The sequence below is a fragment of the Endozoicomonas sp. SCSIO W0465 genome, from assembly GCF_023716865.1.
Lineage (GTDB): Bacteria > Pseudomonadota > Gammaproteobacteria > Pseudomonadales > Endozoicomonadaceae > Endozoicomonas.
In genome coordinates, this window is sequence record NZ_CP092417.1 from 2,845,175 (window position 1) to 2,861,129 (window position 15,955).

Here is a 15,955-nt window from a genome sequence, read left to right on the forward strand (position 1 = left end):
GATTCCCGGTCGATGGATGTTGCTGTTTTTTCACTCTCCCGTATTAAACCCATGATAATTTCATAAAATCCAGGAGTAACAATGGACCTGACCACTGCGGGCTGTCGCAAAACTATCACAGACGAATACAATCAACCGCCTGCCAGAAGGAAACCGGAATATTGCCAATTCACCAGCCACACTGAACAGGACAACTTGTCCACTCAAGCTGTGGACTTGACAACAAGACCCTTTCTTGGCCAGTCGGATTCGTCCATAACCGTTCCCCCTCTTGAGGCTCGATCGGTCACAAAAGACGAAACGAATTATCGTTTTGTAAACAAAAGTTCTGCTTTTGACTTCCGCTTTGCTGCAAAAAATGATGTCAGGTCCTTATTGGCATCGGCAACTTCAGCGACCAGTGAGGTTATTCTGCTCGCTCATCCCGATGATTTGTGCCGGGATAGTCTGTTATACCGGCTGCAGATTACAGAGCAGGGATATCCCCGTATGCAACCGGGCAAATTATTTGTCAATGATGTGCCCCTTACCCTGGTGCTGGATATCCGAAATCTGTCCAGCGAAGAGCTGCCCCGGTTCAACGATCTGCTGGATCCGGATAATCCATGCCTTTATGACCGGATTACCCGGAAAAAACGTGCTCTTGGCGGACATGTCACCCTGCTGGTTGTGGCCGACCCGGAACAGCTGAGCGGTTCCGGAGGCCATGGTCGGGTACCGGGCGCTGATTTCTGGCGCCGCATCAACCGTCCCGGTAACACCTGGCAGGGTGAAGAGTCCACTATTTCCCCTGTTCCGGATGGTCCATTGCTGCCTGAGCACCCGGAAATGTCCATGGCCCATGACGGGGCCATCACCGTGGACTGTCATCTGTTTCCGGATTGGCGTCAATTGCTGTTTGGTGGCCCGGGTGTCAGCAGCAGCGGGAAAATCTGCCACCTCCCCGGGCAATTGGCAACACTGTCCCCCGGGCAGCGGGTGATCCTTAAAGGAGCGGATTGGGGGGATCTGGCCTTTGAACAGACCATCCGCTTGTTGATAGCCCGACAACAGTTTGAATGCAACGGCCAGCCACGGCGCTTGCCGGACGGTATTCAATTCTTCCGGGCCGGTGTTGGCCAACAGGAACTTTCGCAGTTATTCCAGCCTCTGATGAGTGACGATATTCCGGAAAAACCGCTGATCATCAATAGCGCCAATCTGGCCACCTGGCTCAATGATATCCGGATTGATGAGCAGGGGTATGCCGTACCCAATACATCGTTTGCCGATGAGATGCGGGCTGGTGGCGAGGTAACCGTAACGTCGTCTATCAGCGAGGAGAACTGGTTCAGGCTGCTGGGCTTTTTGCACAGCATTCACGATACAACAGGATTGAAACCGGCAATTGTCCTTGCTCATCTTAAGGATCAGCCAGAACATCTTGGCCTGGTCCCTCAGCCAGATGCAGCCAAAAGCCCGGATTCGCATCGACTGCCTGAATTATGTCAGCGGATATGCCAGAGCGAACGGCTTAAGGTGATCAGCTATCAACAGGAAGCGCAAGTCACTCAATGGCTACAAGAGCAGCCATCGACACCACTGCTGATCCGGGTTAATGCGCAAACCACCTTTACCCAGTTATTTGACAATATCCATGTCACCTCCGAAAGAGAGCCCCGGTTTGGTCGGCAGCCCACCGCTTTGCAGGCCGCCCTTGAAAGTGGACAACCGGTGGTCATCCGCGGCCTGGAAACCAATGAGCATCTTCAGCGGTTACTGGAACCCCTCTGCTGTGCCCAGCCATTACTGATTAACGGTGTCGTCCAGCCGTTGCCCAACGCCCATGTTACCCTGCTCTGGCCGGCAGCGGCACAGAGCAGCTCACCACTCTGGAACCAGTGGCTGGTATCTGCCCGGGCGTGCGATGAAATCGATATCTGGGAACATGCTGCCATTCGTTATGGTATTGACCGTAATGCCCTGCCGAATCAGGCCATCCATGGCATTTACCAGGCATTCAGTACGGTGGGTTCTGGCGTCACCCAGGTTCCCGGTCAGTTGCCGGCCTTAACAGCATCCTTGCTGGATCAGCTGATCCGCTCAGCAAACCAGGAAAAACAACTGGATCAGGCTGATACCCTTGAACCGGCGCATTGGCGTAAAGCCATTAACAGTGTGATAACCCACGGCACCCGCAGGAATCCCACAGTCCGAGCATTTATGAAGTTTGCCTGTGAGCAGTTGCTGCCGGACACGCCTCTCTCCCTCTGGGTAGATAATGACTATTTAGCCCGAACCCTGGCTGATTATCGGCAACTGAGCCTGCAGAGTTTCAAGAATGCGTCAATCTGGCCCCTGGCCCGGGCCTTCCATCCACAAGTCTTTGCCAATGCAGGATGTGGCGCCTTGACGCTCTCTTTTCATGAGCCATTGTCAATCACGCAACTGCATAAATCCTCGAAGATAATAGGTCGTCTCATCGCGGCTTTTGGGCCGGAAAAATTACGCAAAGCAATTGCTATGCAGCTACCGGTCAACTTACCGGTGAACGTTACCGGTCAGAATTTGCAGCCAAGATCGGGCATCCGGATCAAAAGGCTGCAGGATGCCCTGGCATCCGGCTGGTGCCTGCGGGCCGATGGGCAGACCCGCTCGGCAGTCATCAAGCAGCTGGCAGCCGACTGTTTTCACTTGTCCCGGGATGGATCATGCAATCAACTTGCCGCAAAGCAGCAGATTAAAGAGTTACTGGCAAAGCATCTGAACTGGACAGGAGGTAAAGATGCTCCCCTTGAAGCACTGGCTGATGACCTTTTCAGCGGCTCTATTGATCAGCAGGATCGGGAAATTCGTCGCCTGCATCGCTTACGGTCCCGGCTGGGACAATCACCGGTGATTTTCCTGGAAGGCGAGACCGGTACGGGCAAAAGTCACTTTGCAGCCAGGCTGGCGAACGCCTCAGGCCCTGCCTTTATTGTCTCTATAGGCCCCTCAGCCACCGAACAGAGCCTGATCAAGCGATGGACGTGGCAGGTTACAGAAGACCGGGATCGGTTCATGGTACAACTGCAACAGGTTCTGCTCCGCTGGGCCAGCACCCGGTCATCTTCTGAAGAAGAATATGTCACTCTGGTCATTGATGAGGCGAATTTAGCCCAACAGGGCCTGCACAGCGTTTTGCTGGGGCTCTGGCAAAACCCGCCGTGCATTTACGAGGGTGCTCACCCGGTTCCGGTGTCCAGTCAACACCGGGTGATCCTGACCGGTAATCCCGAGCATTATTCAGGGCGCCGACTGGATCAAGCGTTAAAAAACCGATTACCATCGCTATACTATAAGCCCCTGGATCAGGCATTCCTGCAGGATAGGGTAATTGAGCCCGCCCTCAGGCAGCACCTTCTCCTCCATTTGACTGAACAAAAAGCTGATTTGCTGGCACAGCAGGCCACCATCAGCGCGCTTGCCCTCTGGCAGAACTTTCCTGAGCTGCTGCCTGACCATGAGTTTACCCCCAGAGATCTGACCGACACCTGCGCCTGGGTAGGCTGGTATCTTGATCAGGCCCTGCCCCATGGCCGCGACACGGAAATTACCTTGCCCCGAATTCACAGCCTGATACTACAGAGTTTCCGGGATCTCCTTGGCCCGGAATGGTCCGGGGAAAAACACAACGCATACCAGGCGCTGCAGATCTGGTTCGAGGCCCGTTTTCCAGTGGACGGAACCCTGGTCAAGGGGGTTGAGCAGGGTCGGCTGGCACCGCTGGCTGATGCCTTTCGGATGTCGACCCGCGACACCTGCCCAAGGTTCGATACCTCCGCTCAGGCAGTGAATGAGCTGGTGCTAGAGCTGGTTAAGGATCTCAGTCGTTGTCAACAGGCCTATCATCGGGGCAGAAAACATGGTGGCCGACAAGCCACTCTGGTTGAGGGGCCAGCGGGTCGTGGTAAGGATGCTACCCTGCAACTGCTGATCAATAGTTACCAGGATCAGGTTCGGCAATGCCATGAAGCGATGCCTTCGGTGGAATACCTGAATGCCTTTGATTGTCAATGGGAAACTTTGTGCAACCACATTGCCCGGGCGCAGACCGAAGGCCATATTCTGGTCATTTCGGAACTGAATCTCATTGACAGCCAGTATCTGGAGGGGGAACTCAATGACATTTTAGCGGGAGATGCACACCCCGGCTTTCATCTGTTCGCCACCATTAACCCGGCCCATTTCAGCGGGCGCAAGCCCATTTCTCCGGCTTTGAAGGGACGATTCCGGCAAATTTCCATCCGTGAATACAATCGGGAAGAGCTGCTGGCCATTGCGCAAAAAATGCTGCCATACAGCGCTGATGGCAGACTGGCGGCAACCTGTCTGAGCCACTGGCACTGCGAACTGAGAAGTCAATTGAGCCGACAAAAACCCTGGCTGCAACCCACCAGTCTCGACTTGCAGAGGCTGGCAGGAGCAGTTGCCGCCTCCGGTGATTACAGCGAGCCATCGCTGGAGCGACAGACCTCGCGGCATTATCGATTACACCTGATGGCTGCCGGGTGTACACTGAATCAATTGACCAAAACCCCGATGAATGCTTCATCAGAACGCTCTATTGATCCAGCACTTTGTCAGTGGTTCAGCGCAACCCTGCGTCCCGATGACCGCCCATGGTTGATAGAACGAAGTGGCTCAGGCAGCAGCATTAATGTTGAAAAACGTACCATCGCTGTCGCTGCCTCTCTGGCTATCGACGCTGCACAACGGGAGGTAGTGAAACTGTTGGCCAGGGCTCAATGGCAACAATCAGGCCTACCCAGTGAACCGAAAGAAACCGATGACACGCTGACTCAAGCCCTCTATCGACGCTGGCAGCAGGGATGGTTTACCTGGTATTTTGCTGACGCGGACCTGCCGGCTGAAGACGTATTTACCATGGACCAGACCCATAGACTGACCATCGCTATGAATGCCAACAGGCCCTACCTGGTTAAAGCGGATTGTTGCCTGTCCAGCGCAGAAATTCTCAGTGCTGCTCATTTGTGGGCCGGGGCATGGGCGTCTTTCTGCGAGATGCTGGATTATCCTGCCAACAGTGATGGACATCTTCTGATGTCAGATGGTGTCTCTGGCGAAGATTCGGTAGATGAAGATTCTATGGATGAAGATTCCATGGATGAAGATTCTATGGATGAAGATTCTATGGATGAAGATTCCATGGATTCCTTCTCTGCATTCGCTGCCGAAATGGATTTGCTCTGCCCGGATAAACAGGCCTGCCTGCCTCGATCACAGATGAGGTCGCTGGACAGAGTAACCGATTATCAGACAAGGCCATTGCCCAACTACTGCATTAAACAACTGTTTACTGGAAACACTGCTCCCGCGCTTTACCGATTGTCTGTGGTAGACATGGTGGTATCCGATGAAGGGGATATTACCATTCAAGGCGTCAAGCTCGGAGAATATGGCTTTGACGCGGTCATTCCCGGGATAACATTACCTGAAGAGGGCGTCATACCCTTGTCCCGGGAACAAAATCTGGCTGTCCTGACGTTGACGGTGCAAGTCGGGCATTGGCACCCCCTGCCCAGTCTGAATCCGGGGGAGAGCATCACGGCATTACGGACTCAGCCGTTTGCCCATTTTCACATGATCAGGGATCGTTATACCGGGCTGCATATGTTACGCATGCCGGAGTTAAGCGATGACCAGTCGTTTAAAATTACCTACATTGTAGAAGCAAGGCGGCCTGTAGGTGTTTTGGTTCCTTCAGACCATAAGGAACCACGACCGGATAGCCGTTGTTCAGCCGCCGAAAAAACCATTCTGGACAGGCTTTTCGATAAAAACAGTCAAACCGGGATGCCCGAACCTCAGCAGCAACAGTTGCAGGCAGTGTTGGCCGCCAATAACATAATCAAGCGGATTAATGCAATAGCCAGTTACTGCCAGGCATTTAGTGGTCAATCCATGGCAAGCCCTGATGCCAACCTGTTTGAGTATTTGGTGCGCTCCCGTCAGGGGTCTTGCCGACACCGTGCACCGGTATTCGTTGCCCTTTGCCGCTATTTCGGAATACCTGCCCGGATTGTGCGTGGTGATCATCACCGATACGTAGAGGTTTCCAGGGACAATGGTCGTTCCTGGAATAAATTGCATCTTGGCGGAGCGCCAACAAACTCCCGGTTGGAAAAGCCTGAATTGCCGCCAATGGAAAAGGGCAAACATGAAAAACTCCCGCCAAAATTGACCCTGCATTTGGCAAATGCACCGCTTGCACAACGAAGCACATTGGCAAGGGTATTGGGTATAGGTATTGACCAACTGGATAACAGGTTAAAAAATGGTCTTCCGTTGCCGGAGTTAGTGAACCCGGTTTCCCAAACAGTGAGTCTGAATTTTGGAGCAAGCGCAAGTTCTGCCCAGCCGATGCCCATTACCTTCAGGCCAGTCTCTGATAACAGTCGCCATCCTCCCCCTCTATGCGGCAGACTCATCGATAGATTATGGCATGCACCCGATATGGCATCCTTTGCAACGGGGGCTGATTTACTGATACACAGTAATAATAATCAGTTGAATAATGGTGAGCTGTTGTTAGCACGCTGGGGCGGGCAATATAGAAATTCTTTGATTGACGCTATAGCCTACCTGATACTTTACGAAAAAGATTTCAGTCAGCTTTTCAAAAAGATGGATCAGCTTTATGAACGCCTGGTTAATGATCCCGGTGTTGATTATGATTTTAGAAATTGGCAGAGCATTATTCTCGAACTAATGAGTCTGATCTCGAGTAAAGATTTAGCCGGATTGATGAAATACTCACGGAACTATAACGTACACTATGAATATCTTTTATTCCAACTTGACTCCCTGCAGATAGAAGATTTCAGCGAATGTGAATACTTCTATGTCGCTAATAGGTTACACAATATGATAAAGAAAAGCTTGACCAGTTTTGTAACATCAGGCGAAGTACCGAATGTAGCCATAATGTGTTATTTAGGTACTCAATCCCGGAGTTTAAAGGAAGAGATTGAAGGCTCGTCAGGCTTTGGGTTGACTGGTGCTAATATTTTAAACAAAAAAGACACAGATAATTTAGATCATATAAAAAAATTTGTTTTTGAACAATATTGTAGTGGATACTTTTACTTCAACAGTAAAGCCGAGCTCAACGAATTAAGATCCACTCTCAAAGACCCTGCCGTGATAGAAAGGTTTAAGGATTTGTGCCTGCACGCTTTGTCATCCGGATGGTTAGAATCAAAGGAAATTGACCCCGATTTGATATTCAATAGTCCTAATTATTTATACCAACATTATAAATTGCTCCAACACCTGAAGAACCATAAAGATACCAGAATAATGGCAACAGCCTGCCTGCAGCGCTGGCATAATACCTACCTGGGTAAAAATCAACGTTGTCATGAAATGGCTAAAAGAAAAATCCAGAATCTTGCCGTTATTCGGGACCACGGTGGGCATTCACCCTGGCTGGAAGCAGCAATCGCTACCCGAACACTGTCACCGTCCTGGTCTGATGAACCCAACGGGATGCCCAGTATTGAACGGCTGTTAGCTCAGAGGCCGGCATTTCCTGCCGTTGCGTATGGAGAAACAGCTCATCGGCCGGTAATTATCGCTGGATTCCCTGACTGGACTAAAACCCCGATTGAACAAAAAAATAAAGAACTTTGTGAGCAGCTTTACCAAAATCGACCCGATGTAGAACCGCCATCAAAGTCACCCGAAAAAAAGGATATCGAACTGATCAATATGTTGGAAAAACCTATGGAATTAGCCTTTTGTCATTATTTATTTCGAATTGCTAATTCCAGGGGGGGACGTTTGGGTATCTGCTGGCTGGACGCAACGATAGTGAAGCTCTATGAGCAACGTGAGCCTGGATATCGTGCTATCAGGATAAGCAACAACTTTGGTTTCCATGAACCAAAATCAGCAGAAGAGTTGATAATCCTACTTTCAATTATTTCTGATGAAAAAGATGATGTTGATAAATCCCATTTGTTGAAAGCCCATAATGCTGAAGACGGGATTGTTTTAAGGAAGAAGGAAATGACTGCTATTGCCTGCGAGTTTATTAACTCTGTTGATATGAACTCCCTTTATGAAGAGTTTTCTTCATTCGTGTAAGGGCGTGGAGGTTGGCTGTTGATTTCTGTGAACTGATCCGGGTGTCCTTGCTTCAGAAAGATGCCTTCGTTCAGAAGAAAATGATCGACATTGAAGAACAGAAAAAACGCGCAATATACCTCCCCGCTAAGGAATAGTCTCTGAATTTTTTCCCTATTTCCGTTCACCCTGAGCTTGTCGAAGGGTGTTGCCAGCGGACTTCGACAAGCTCAGTCCGAACGAAGCCCGGGACTGAAAACAGTGAAGTTATTTCAGGACAATTCCTAAGCGGCTTGGCGGGGAGCATTTTCAATATATGCTGAAATCCTCAGCGCCTCTCACTGTAAAGCTGAAGTTCCAGGCTGAAAGCACACTCATTTACTGCATCCTGAGTTACCTCATCCAGGCCTTGATCAGCGCAGTATTGCTTCAGTTTCTCAAAGTAATTCTTAACTACTTCGTTGCACTTATCGCTCTCTTTCTGCCCAGACAAACCCCAGGATATTTCTTTGTCGAGTATTTGTTTGGTGGTAAGCCAGTCAATGTCAGTGGGCATTTTGTTTGCTGACGCACAGTCCTTGATTGTTTTCCACAGATTGTCAGATTTTCTGGTATCTGGTTCAAATATTAATTCGGTAATCTGAAACTTGTTCGCCCTTACGGTGGTTGCCATTCTCCATCCATCAGGGAGTCCTGATAATAATCGATTCTTTAACCCGGACTGAGATTTAGCAGGTATCTCTTTACAAAGTTCATTATATTTAACCAATAAGTCTGTCACCACTTTCTGATTTTCAACTAATTGCCGGATTTCTGCAGGTGGTTCTACGTGGTAGCGATGAGTGTCGGGGGAATAAGTTGACATATCTACTTCATCAGAATTCATTAGCAAAAGGATCGCTTTTTGCCCGCAACGGGTGAATTGCTGCTTAATTTCTGATAACAAATCAGAATCAGGATAAATATCGTCCAGTTGATCCACATCAATAGCAACGATTGCGCAGGGTAAACCGTCGTTAGTCACCTTTTCCAATAACTCCCTGACCATCTCCTGGCAATGTTGTGGCCCTGCTTTGCTATCCACCAGAACCTGCGGGAGCCGATAAACCGGGTTACCAATTATCGATGACAATTCCGTTATCATCTTGTTGCGAGCTTCCGGCATAATACTGGATATTTCCAACTCCACTACCGGTTCCCGGGCAGGTATTTTGGACAGTTTAGGATAATATTCAGAGGGGATGACGGAGTGTTTATACAAATGACCAGTAAATCCTTGATTATCGATAACCGTTGAGTAGATTCTTGAATGCAGATCATTCCAGAGGTTTTCCTCACAGCGTTTGTCTTCTGTTCTAAAGACCACTCTGGTAACTTTGCTTCCTATAAGCAGATGTGTTCTTGCATCCATTGTCCATCCATAGGGGCAATCCTCACGCCATCGTTGCATTAAATTTTCCTGAACTTCACTGGGTAATGCAATGTATCGCCCGTTGAATGCCATTACCGAGTGCGCTAATGATTGCTGGCTTTTCAGCAGTTTTTGTTGTTGCCCGGCTATCTGCTGCAGTTTATTTTCCGGGTTTCCGGCAGAGTCATTATTGCCCGAATGTTTTGTGCAGCGCGACAATCCTGTTGCGAATCCTGTTGCGATCATTCGAGGATTGATAGTCCGGGGATTAACAAGAAAATTTGGTATGAAACTCATCGCTTTCATAATAGCTCCAACTATCTTCTGAAACGTCTGCCTATGGGTGTCAGGAGGTTGACTGATACATAGTTTCAATGAGATCGACGCTTCCGTACTCCGTTCGCACTGAGCTTGTCGAAGTGCGGTGGCACCATCCTTCGACAAGCTCAGGATGAACGGCGCACGTCAAAACCAATGAAATGATGTACTAGGAGGCTGACCGAGAATAGTCTGCCCTACTGCGGTGGCAGCAAATTGGTCTAAAAAGCCAGAAATTTTTAGCAAATAGAACCACTATTCACTAAAAATTTCCGGCTTTTTATCCTCAATTTTCTGCCATCCTCGCTACGGGCGCTATTCTCGGTCAGCCTCCTAGGTCAGCCTCCCGGAAACATATCTGACTGACAAGCCATCCAAAAGTTCCGTAGTTTAAGCGATAGTCAGTAAAGCCATGAGCTATGCTCTGATCCAATGGTCGAAGTTGGTGGTGTACTGTGAAGTTGACGATCTTGATAGCAGCAATGCCGTGACGGAAAATGCCATCCGGCCTTATCCAACAGATTATCTTGTCAGAGCAACAATCTAACGACTTGGAACTTATTATTCGTCAATGGAAAAGTCCTTAGTCCCGGATTCTTGAGGGCGGGAGGATGTTCGTTGGTCAGACGTCACTCCAACAGTCTCAGAGTCTTCAGCCTGTCTCAGAGTCTTCAGCCTGTCTCAGAGTCTTCAGCCTGTCTCAGAGTCTTCAGCCTGTCTCAGAGTCTTCAGCCTGTCTCAGAGTCTTCAGCCTGTCTCAGAGTCTTCAGCCATAGGAACTGCTGACCCATCTTCTGGTGCCTGTCCATGCTGCTCATTTTCCCCATCCAGCGGCGGGGCGGACACTTTCTGTTTCTTGATCAAGTCATTAAAGCCCGTAGGTAACTCGGCTTCCATGGCGTCCAGTTCATCGAACAGTTCCTGGGCTGAACGTTCCCGGATCACTTCCTGGTCTGCCATTTCGGGCTGCTTTAAAGTGCCTCCTGCAACAGCCAGGGCTTCGGTAATGGCTTCCGGGATTTCGAGAGCCTTGGCGGCGGCTTCCAGATCGCGGATTTCAGAGAGCGGTGGCAGCTCATTCAGGTTTTGCAGATTGAAGTAATCCAGAAATTGCCGGGTGGTGGCAAACATGGCGGGCCTGCCGGGGACATCACGATGACCAACAACGCGAACCCACTCTCGCTCCTGCAGGGTACGGATGATATTACTGCTGACACTGACGCCACGAATCTCTTCAATTTCTCCCCGGGTAATGGGCTGGCGGTAAGCAATCAGGGCAAGGGTTTCCAACAGGGCCCGGGTATAGCGCTGCGGCTTCTCGTCCCAGAGACCGCCAATCCAACGGGCCATGGACTGACGAACCTGGAAGCGAAAGCCGGAAGCCACCTGTTTCAGCTCAAAGGCGCGCCCATCACAGGCTTCGGATACCTTAACCAGGGCTTCACGAATCTCGTTCCCGTCAGGCCGCTCTTCTTCCGGAAAGAGGGCTGCCAGTTGTTCTATCGTCAGTGGACGACTGCTGGCCAGGATGGCCGCTTCCAGGATCTGTGAGAGATCAGGCTTTTCGCTCATTGATATTTTCCAAGTTATTCAACCCGTGCCTTCACATGAATCGGTCCAAAGGGTTCGCTTTGTACCAGCTCGATCAGGGACTCCTTGATCAGTTCCATAATGGCCATAAAGGTAACCACCACACCCAGTCGGCCTTCGCTGACCCGATAGAGAGCGACAAATGGGGTGAAGCGTTCAGGGGAGAGCATGGCGAGAACCTCACTCATTCGCTCTCGAACGGAAAGTGCCTCTTCCGCCACATGGTGGTGCTCAAACATGTCAGCCCGACGCATCACTTCGCTGAGCGCTATCAGTATATCCTGAAGATCAACATCCGGATGCACCTGAATCCGCTCATAATCAGGCGCCTGAACGGTTGTCGGCCAGATATTACGCCCCATTCTGGGCAGCTCATCCAGGTCTTCGGCCGCTTGCTTAAACCGTTCGTACTCTTGCAGTCGTCTGACCAGCTCGGCACGGGGGTCGTCTTCTTCCTCTTCAGCTGCTGTGGTTCGTGGCAACAGCATACGGGATTTGATTTCCGCCAGCGTTGCTGCCATAACCAGATACTCCGCTGCCAGTTCAAACTGGGAGCTTTCCATTAATTTGACGTATTCCATGTACTGATGGGTGATCTGGGCCACCTGGATATCGAGGATATCCATGTTGTTGCGCTTGATCAGATAGAGCAGGAGATCCAGCGGGCCTTCAAAGGCTTCCAGAAAGACTTCCAGAGCATCCGGTGGAATGTAGAGATCGTCTGGCAGCCTGGTGAATGGTTGACCTTTAACCAGTGCCAGTGATTTCTCCGCTCTTTTATTAGGCGCTTCTTCATGAGGCGCTTCAAGTGCAGCGGAAACCGAATCTGCTGCCGGTGGAGCTGGCATCGGTTCGGGTGGTTCGGCCACGGCTTCCGTCGTGGTCATGGGCAGTTCACCTCTTGCTGGGTCTTTGTGATCCAATGTATCGGTTCCGGGCCAGGATTAACGATAGTGCAGCCCCATGGCGTCACGGACTTCCTTAAGCGTGTCCTGGGCTTCGTCCCGGGCTTTCTCACACCCTTCGGTAATAATGCTCTTTACCACGTCCTGGTTATTTTCCAGTTCCAGAGCTTCAATGCGAATGGGCTCCAGCTCAGCCTGAACCGCTTCAATTAATGGTTTTTTGCAGTCCAGACAACCAATGCCAGCGCTGGCACAGCCATTCTGTACCCACTCTTGACGTTGCTGGTCAGAATACAGTCTGTGGAATTGCCATACCGGGCATTTCATCGGATCACCCGGGTCGTTCCGACGAATACGTGCCGGGTCCGTGGGCATTTTCCGGATCCTGGCATCCACCTCGTCAGCACTGTCCCGGAGACTGATGGTGTTGTTATAGGACTTGGACATTTTCTGCCCATCCAGACCCGGCATCCTGGCCTGAGGGGTCAGCAGGGCGCGGGGCTCTGGCAGGATCACCTTGCCAGTACCTTCCAGATAACCAAACAGACGCTCCTGGTCTCCAAGGGTGATGTTGTTCTGTTCTTTCAGCAGAGCCCTGGCCGTCTCCAGGGCATCTTCATTCCCTTTCTCCAGATAGGTTTTGCGGAGTTTCCGGTATATTTCCCCCTGTTTTCTGCCCATTTTCTTAATGGCCATTTCGGCATTCTGCTCAAAGCCGGGTTCACGACCATAAAGATGGTTAAAACGACGGGCAATTTCCCGGGTGATCTCCACATGAGCTTCCTGGTCAGCGCCCACTGGTATACTACCCGCCCGATAGGCCAGAATGTCTGCACTCTGAAGGAGTGGATACCCCAGGAAACCGTAGGTAGAAAGGTCCTTCTCCCGGAGTTTTTCCTGCTGGTCTTTGTAAGTTGGAACCCGTTCCAGCCATGAGAGAGGGGTGATCATGGAAAGCAGCAGGTGCAGTTCGGCATGCTCCGGTACCCTGGACTGGATAAACAGGGTGGAAGAACCCGGATTAACACCCACCGCCAGCCAGTCAGTGACCATGTTCAGCATATACTGCTGAAGCTGTTGGGTATCTTCATAGTGCGTGGTCAGTGCATGCCAGTCAGCGACAAAGAAGAAGCAATCGTATTCGTGTTGCAGTGCCAGCCAGTTTTTCAAAACACCGTGATAATGACCAAGATGTAATCGGCCAGTGGGTCGCATACCAGATAAAACTCGCGACTGAGGGTCTACAGCGCTCAAAGGGTTCTCCCATGTTTGTCCTGATTGGACAGGGTACGACAGTTTTCGTCCAGGGAAAAGGGTTTCAGGGCCGTATTCTCTGGCCTGAAATAAGACCTGCAGTCTTCATTATTGAGATTGTTTTTTCTTGCAGATTTTTAATTTAAGCCTGTTCAGGCAAAAACTTGGGGGCCCGCCAGTGAAACCTTGGTACCCAATCATGGAGTTTTACACTGCAGCAATTGAAGACCTGTCCGCTACCAAGGCTAAACGTTGACAACGACTTGCCAAGGCGGCTCATCCCCGGCTCACAGGGAAAGTGGGTGGTACACATACGACTTAATCTCGACAGGAAGTGGCAGTAAATCGACTGCCTGCTTCAATGGCTGACCGCTGCAGTCAAGGCGCTCGACCAGTCGGCGACGGATGCTGGAGCGGCACCAGTCCGCCAGGGAGGCGGGTTGCCGAAGTGGGGGGATATGGTTGATCTGTGGGCTGGACAACTTCAGGGTGGCCGTAATGGGCAGCATCCACAGGGGCTCCCGGTGCCTGGTCGAGCCGGGCGCAGTGGGACTGCAGGACCTGAACGATGTCAAGGTGGCCTTTGTGAGCCGCCAGTTCAATGGCGTCCGGGCTGGCCTGGGCTCCGTAGTCCAGCAGGACCCGGACGATGTCAAGGTGGCCTTTTTCAGCAGCCTGTTCAATGGCGTCCGGGCTGACCTGAGCTCTGGAGGCCAGAAGAGCGCAAACGATGGCAAGGTGACCTTCATAAATTGCCGTTTCAAGGGGGGTATGGCCGTTGCTGCCGGGAGTGTTGATCTGGGCACCGTTGGCCAGCAGGATAAGAACGATCTCAAGTTTGCCGTTATACGCTGCGTCCACCAGGGCATCCGGTGACAGGTCGAGTCGGGCGCCGTTGGCCAGCAGGGTGCTGACCATCTCGGTATTTCCACCGTTAGCAGCAATGGTCAGGGGGGTAATGCCATCCACATCAGGGATGTTGGGTCGGGCACCGGAGGCCAGCAGTATCTGGACTGGCTTAACGCGACCATCAAGAACCGCTATGTGGAGGGGGGTGATGCCATATTGCTCAGCAATGTCTAGCTGGGCACCTCTGATAATCAAGGTACCGCCACTGGCATCTGAAAAGGTCAAATCTGTTAAACCGCGATTCATTTAAATTACCTGATCAGTAGGAGACTGCTTGTTTGACTGTTTGCTTGCTTGAAAGTTCTGCAATGCATTGAAACCCGTGTACCCAATGATGACGTTTTTTGGTGGGAAAGTCCGGTTGTATAAAAGTCAGGTTAATCGGAAGCGCGCCCAGTCCCCCGGAAAGTTCACATCCTTGAAAATAAATATTGAGAGATCAAAACTCTCAACATAATTTTTACACTGCAGCAACTGAAGACCTGTCCGCTGCCAAGGGTAAAGGTGGCTCGTTGGCAACGACTTACCTTACCAAGGCAGCTCATCCCCGGTTTACAGGGAAAGTGGGTGATACACATACGATTTAATCGCGGCAGGGAGTGGCAGTAAATCGACTGCCTGCTTCAGTGGCTGACCGCCACCGTCAAGGCGCTCGACCAGTCGGCGACGGATGCTGGAGCGGCACCAGTCCGCCAGGGAGGCGGGTTGCCGAAGTGGGGGGATATGGTTGATCTGTGGCTGGACAACTTCAGGGTGGCCGTAATGGGCAGCATCGACAGGGGCTCCCGGTGCCTGGTCGAGCCGGGCGCAGTGGGACTGCAGGACCTGAACGATGTCAAGGTGGCCTTTGTGAGCCGCCAGTTCAATGGAGTCCGGGCTGGCCTGGGCTCCGTAGTCCAGCAGGACCCGGACGATGTCAAGGTGGCCATCTTCAGCAGCCCATTCAATGACGTACGGGCTGACCTGAGCTCTGGAGGCCAGAAGGGCGCGAACGATGGCCAGGTGACCTTTATCGGTCGCCATTTCAAGGGGGGTATGGCCGTGTTTGCCGGGAGTATTGACCTGGGCACCGTTGGCCAGCAGGATCAAAACGATCTCAAGTGAGCCGTAATACGCTGCGTCCGCCAGGGCATCCGGTGATAGGTCGGGTCGGGCGCCGTTAGCCAGCAGGGTGCTGACCATCTCGATATTTCCCAAGGTAGCAGCTAAGGACAGGGCGGTGAAGCCATTCGGGTCAGGGGTGTTGGGTCGGGCGCCTCCGTCCAGCAGGGTCTGGGCTATTTGAAGGTAACCTTTTTTAACTACCACGTGGAGGATGGGGAAGCCATTTCGGTCAACCGAGTTTGGCTTGGCACGGTTGGTAATCCCGATATCGCCACTGGCAACTGGGGGGGGCAAGTCAGTTAGACAGTGATTCATTTTATGTTACATGCATTAAGTGACTACTGATTTGACTGTT

Annotated in this window: 8 protein-coding genes; 2 read left to right on the forward strand and 6 right to left on the reverse strand. The window is 51.3% G+C overall.

The genetic code is table 11. From position 1 onward, the window contains the following. The first annotated feature begins 375 nt into the window (after positions 1-375). Complete coding sequence (locus MJO57_RS12445; protein ID WP_252025692.1) at positions 376-8,130, forward strand: AAA family ATPase; 7,755 nt, start codon at positions 376-378, stop codon at positions 8,128-8,130. Positions 8,131-8,437: 307 nt separating this feature from the next. Here the strand turns inward: MJO57_RS12445 and MJO57_RS12450 are convergent, their stop codons facing one another. Next, positions 8,438-9,826, reverse strand: a complete 1,389-nt coding sequence (locus MJO57_RS12450) for a hypothetical protein (RefSeq protein ID WP_252025693.1) — start codon at positions 9,824-9,826, stop codon at positions 8,438-8,440. A 424-nt stretch (positions 9,827-10,250) separates the two neighbouring features. On the opposite strand from MJO57_RS12450, the gene MJO57_RS33265 reads away from it, so the two are divergent. Beyond that, positions 10,251-10,385 (forward strand): hypothetical protein, encoded by a 135-nt coding sequence (locus MJO57_RS33265; protein ID WP_371924828.1) that lies wholly within the window; start codon positions 10,251-10,253, stop codon positions 10,383-10,385. 200 nt (positions 10,386-10,585) lie between these two features. Here MJO57_RS33265 and scpB read toward each other — a convergent pair whose 3' ends face one another. The 5 genes from scpB to MJO57_RS12475 all read right to left on the reverse strand — a co-directional run bounded on the left by scpB (position 10,586) and on the right by MJO57_RS12475 (position 15,915). Continuing rightward, the gene (gene scpB / locus MJO57_RS12455; protein WP_252025695.1) at positions 10,586-11,410 is read right to left on the reverse strand and encodes an SMC-Scp complex subunit ScpB; all 825 of its coding nucleotides are present in this window, start codon (positions 11,408-11,410) and stop codon (positions 10,586-10,588) included. Positions 11,411-11,424: 14 nt separating this feature from the next. Next, on the reverse strand, positions 11,425-12,315 hold the full coding sequence (locus MJO57_RS12460) for a ScpA family protein (RefSeq protein ID WP_252025696.1): 891 nt from the start codon (positions 12,313-12,315) through the stop codon (positions 11,425-11,427). A 57-nt stretch (positions 12,316-12,372) separates the two neighbouring features. After that, positions 12,373-13,548: a tryptophan--tRNA ligase gene (locus tag MJO57_RS12465; RefSeq protein ID WP_252025698.1), complete on the reverse strand. Its 1,176-nt coding sequence runs from the start codon at positions 13,546-13,548 to the stop codon at positions 12,373-12,375. A gap of 417 nt (positions 13,549-13,965) precedes the next feature. Continuing rightward, positions 13,966-14,742: an ankyrin repeat domain-containing protein gene (locus tag MJO57_RS12470; protein WP_252025700.1), complete on the reverse strand. Its 777-nt coding sequence runs from the start codon at positions 14,740-14,742 to the stop codon at positions 13,966-13,968. 306 nt (positions 14,743-15,048) lie between these two features. Beyond that, entirely contained in the window at positions 15,049-15,915 is an 867-nt protein-coding gene (locus MJO57_RS12475) for an ankyrin repeat domain-containing protein (protein WP_252025702.1), read from the reverse strand. Between the last annotated feature and the right edge of the window lie 40 nt (positions 15,916-15,955).

Coding starts and splice junctions, on each gene's coding strand:
- MJO57_RS12460 (WP_252025696.1), bottom strand. CDS start 12,315: ATGACCACGACGGAAGCCGTGGCCGAACCACCCGAACCGATGCCAGCT.
- scpB (WP_252025695.1), bottom strand. CDS start 11,410: ATGAGCGAAAAGCCTGATCTCTCACAGATCCTGGAAGCGGCCATCCTG.
- MJO57_RS12450 (WP_252025693.1), bottom strand. CDS start 9,826: ATGAAAGCGATGAGTTTCATACCAAATTTTCTTGTTAATCCCCGGACT.
- MJO57_RS12475 (WP_252025702.1), bottom strand. CDS start 15,915: ATGAATCACTGTCTAACTGACTTGCCCCCCCCAGTTGCCAGTGGCGAT.
- MJO57_RS12470 (WP_252025700.1), bottom strand. CDS start 14,742: ATGAATCGCGGTTTAACAGATTTGACCTTTTCAGATGCCAGTGGCGGT.
- MJO57_RS12465 (WP_252025698.1), bottom strand. CDS start 13,548: ATGCGACCCACTGGCCGATTACATCTTGGTCATTATCACGGTGTTTTG.
- MJO57_RS33265 (WP_371924828.1), top strand. CDS start 10,251: ATGAGCTATGCTCTGATCCAATGGTCGAAGTTGGTGGTGTACTGTGAA.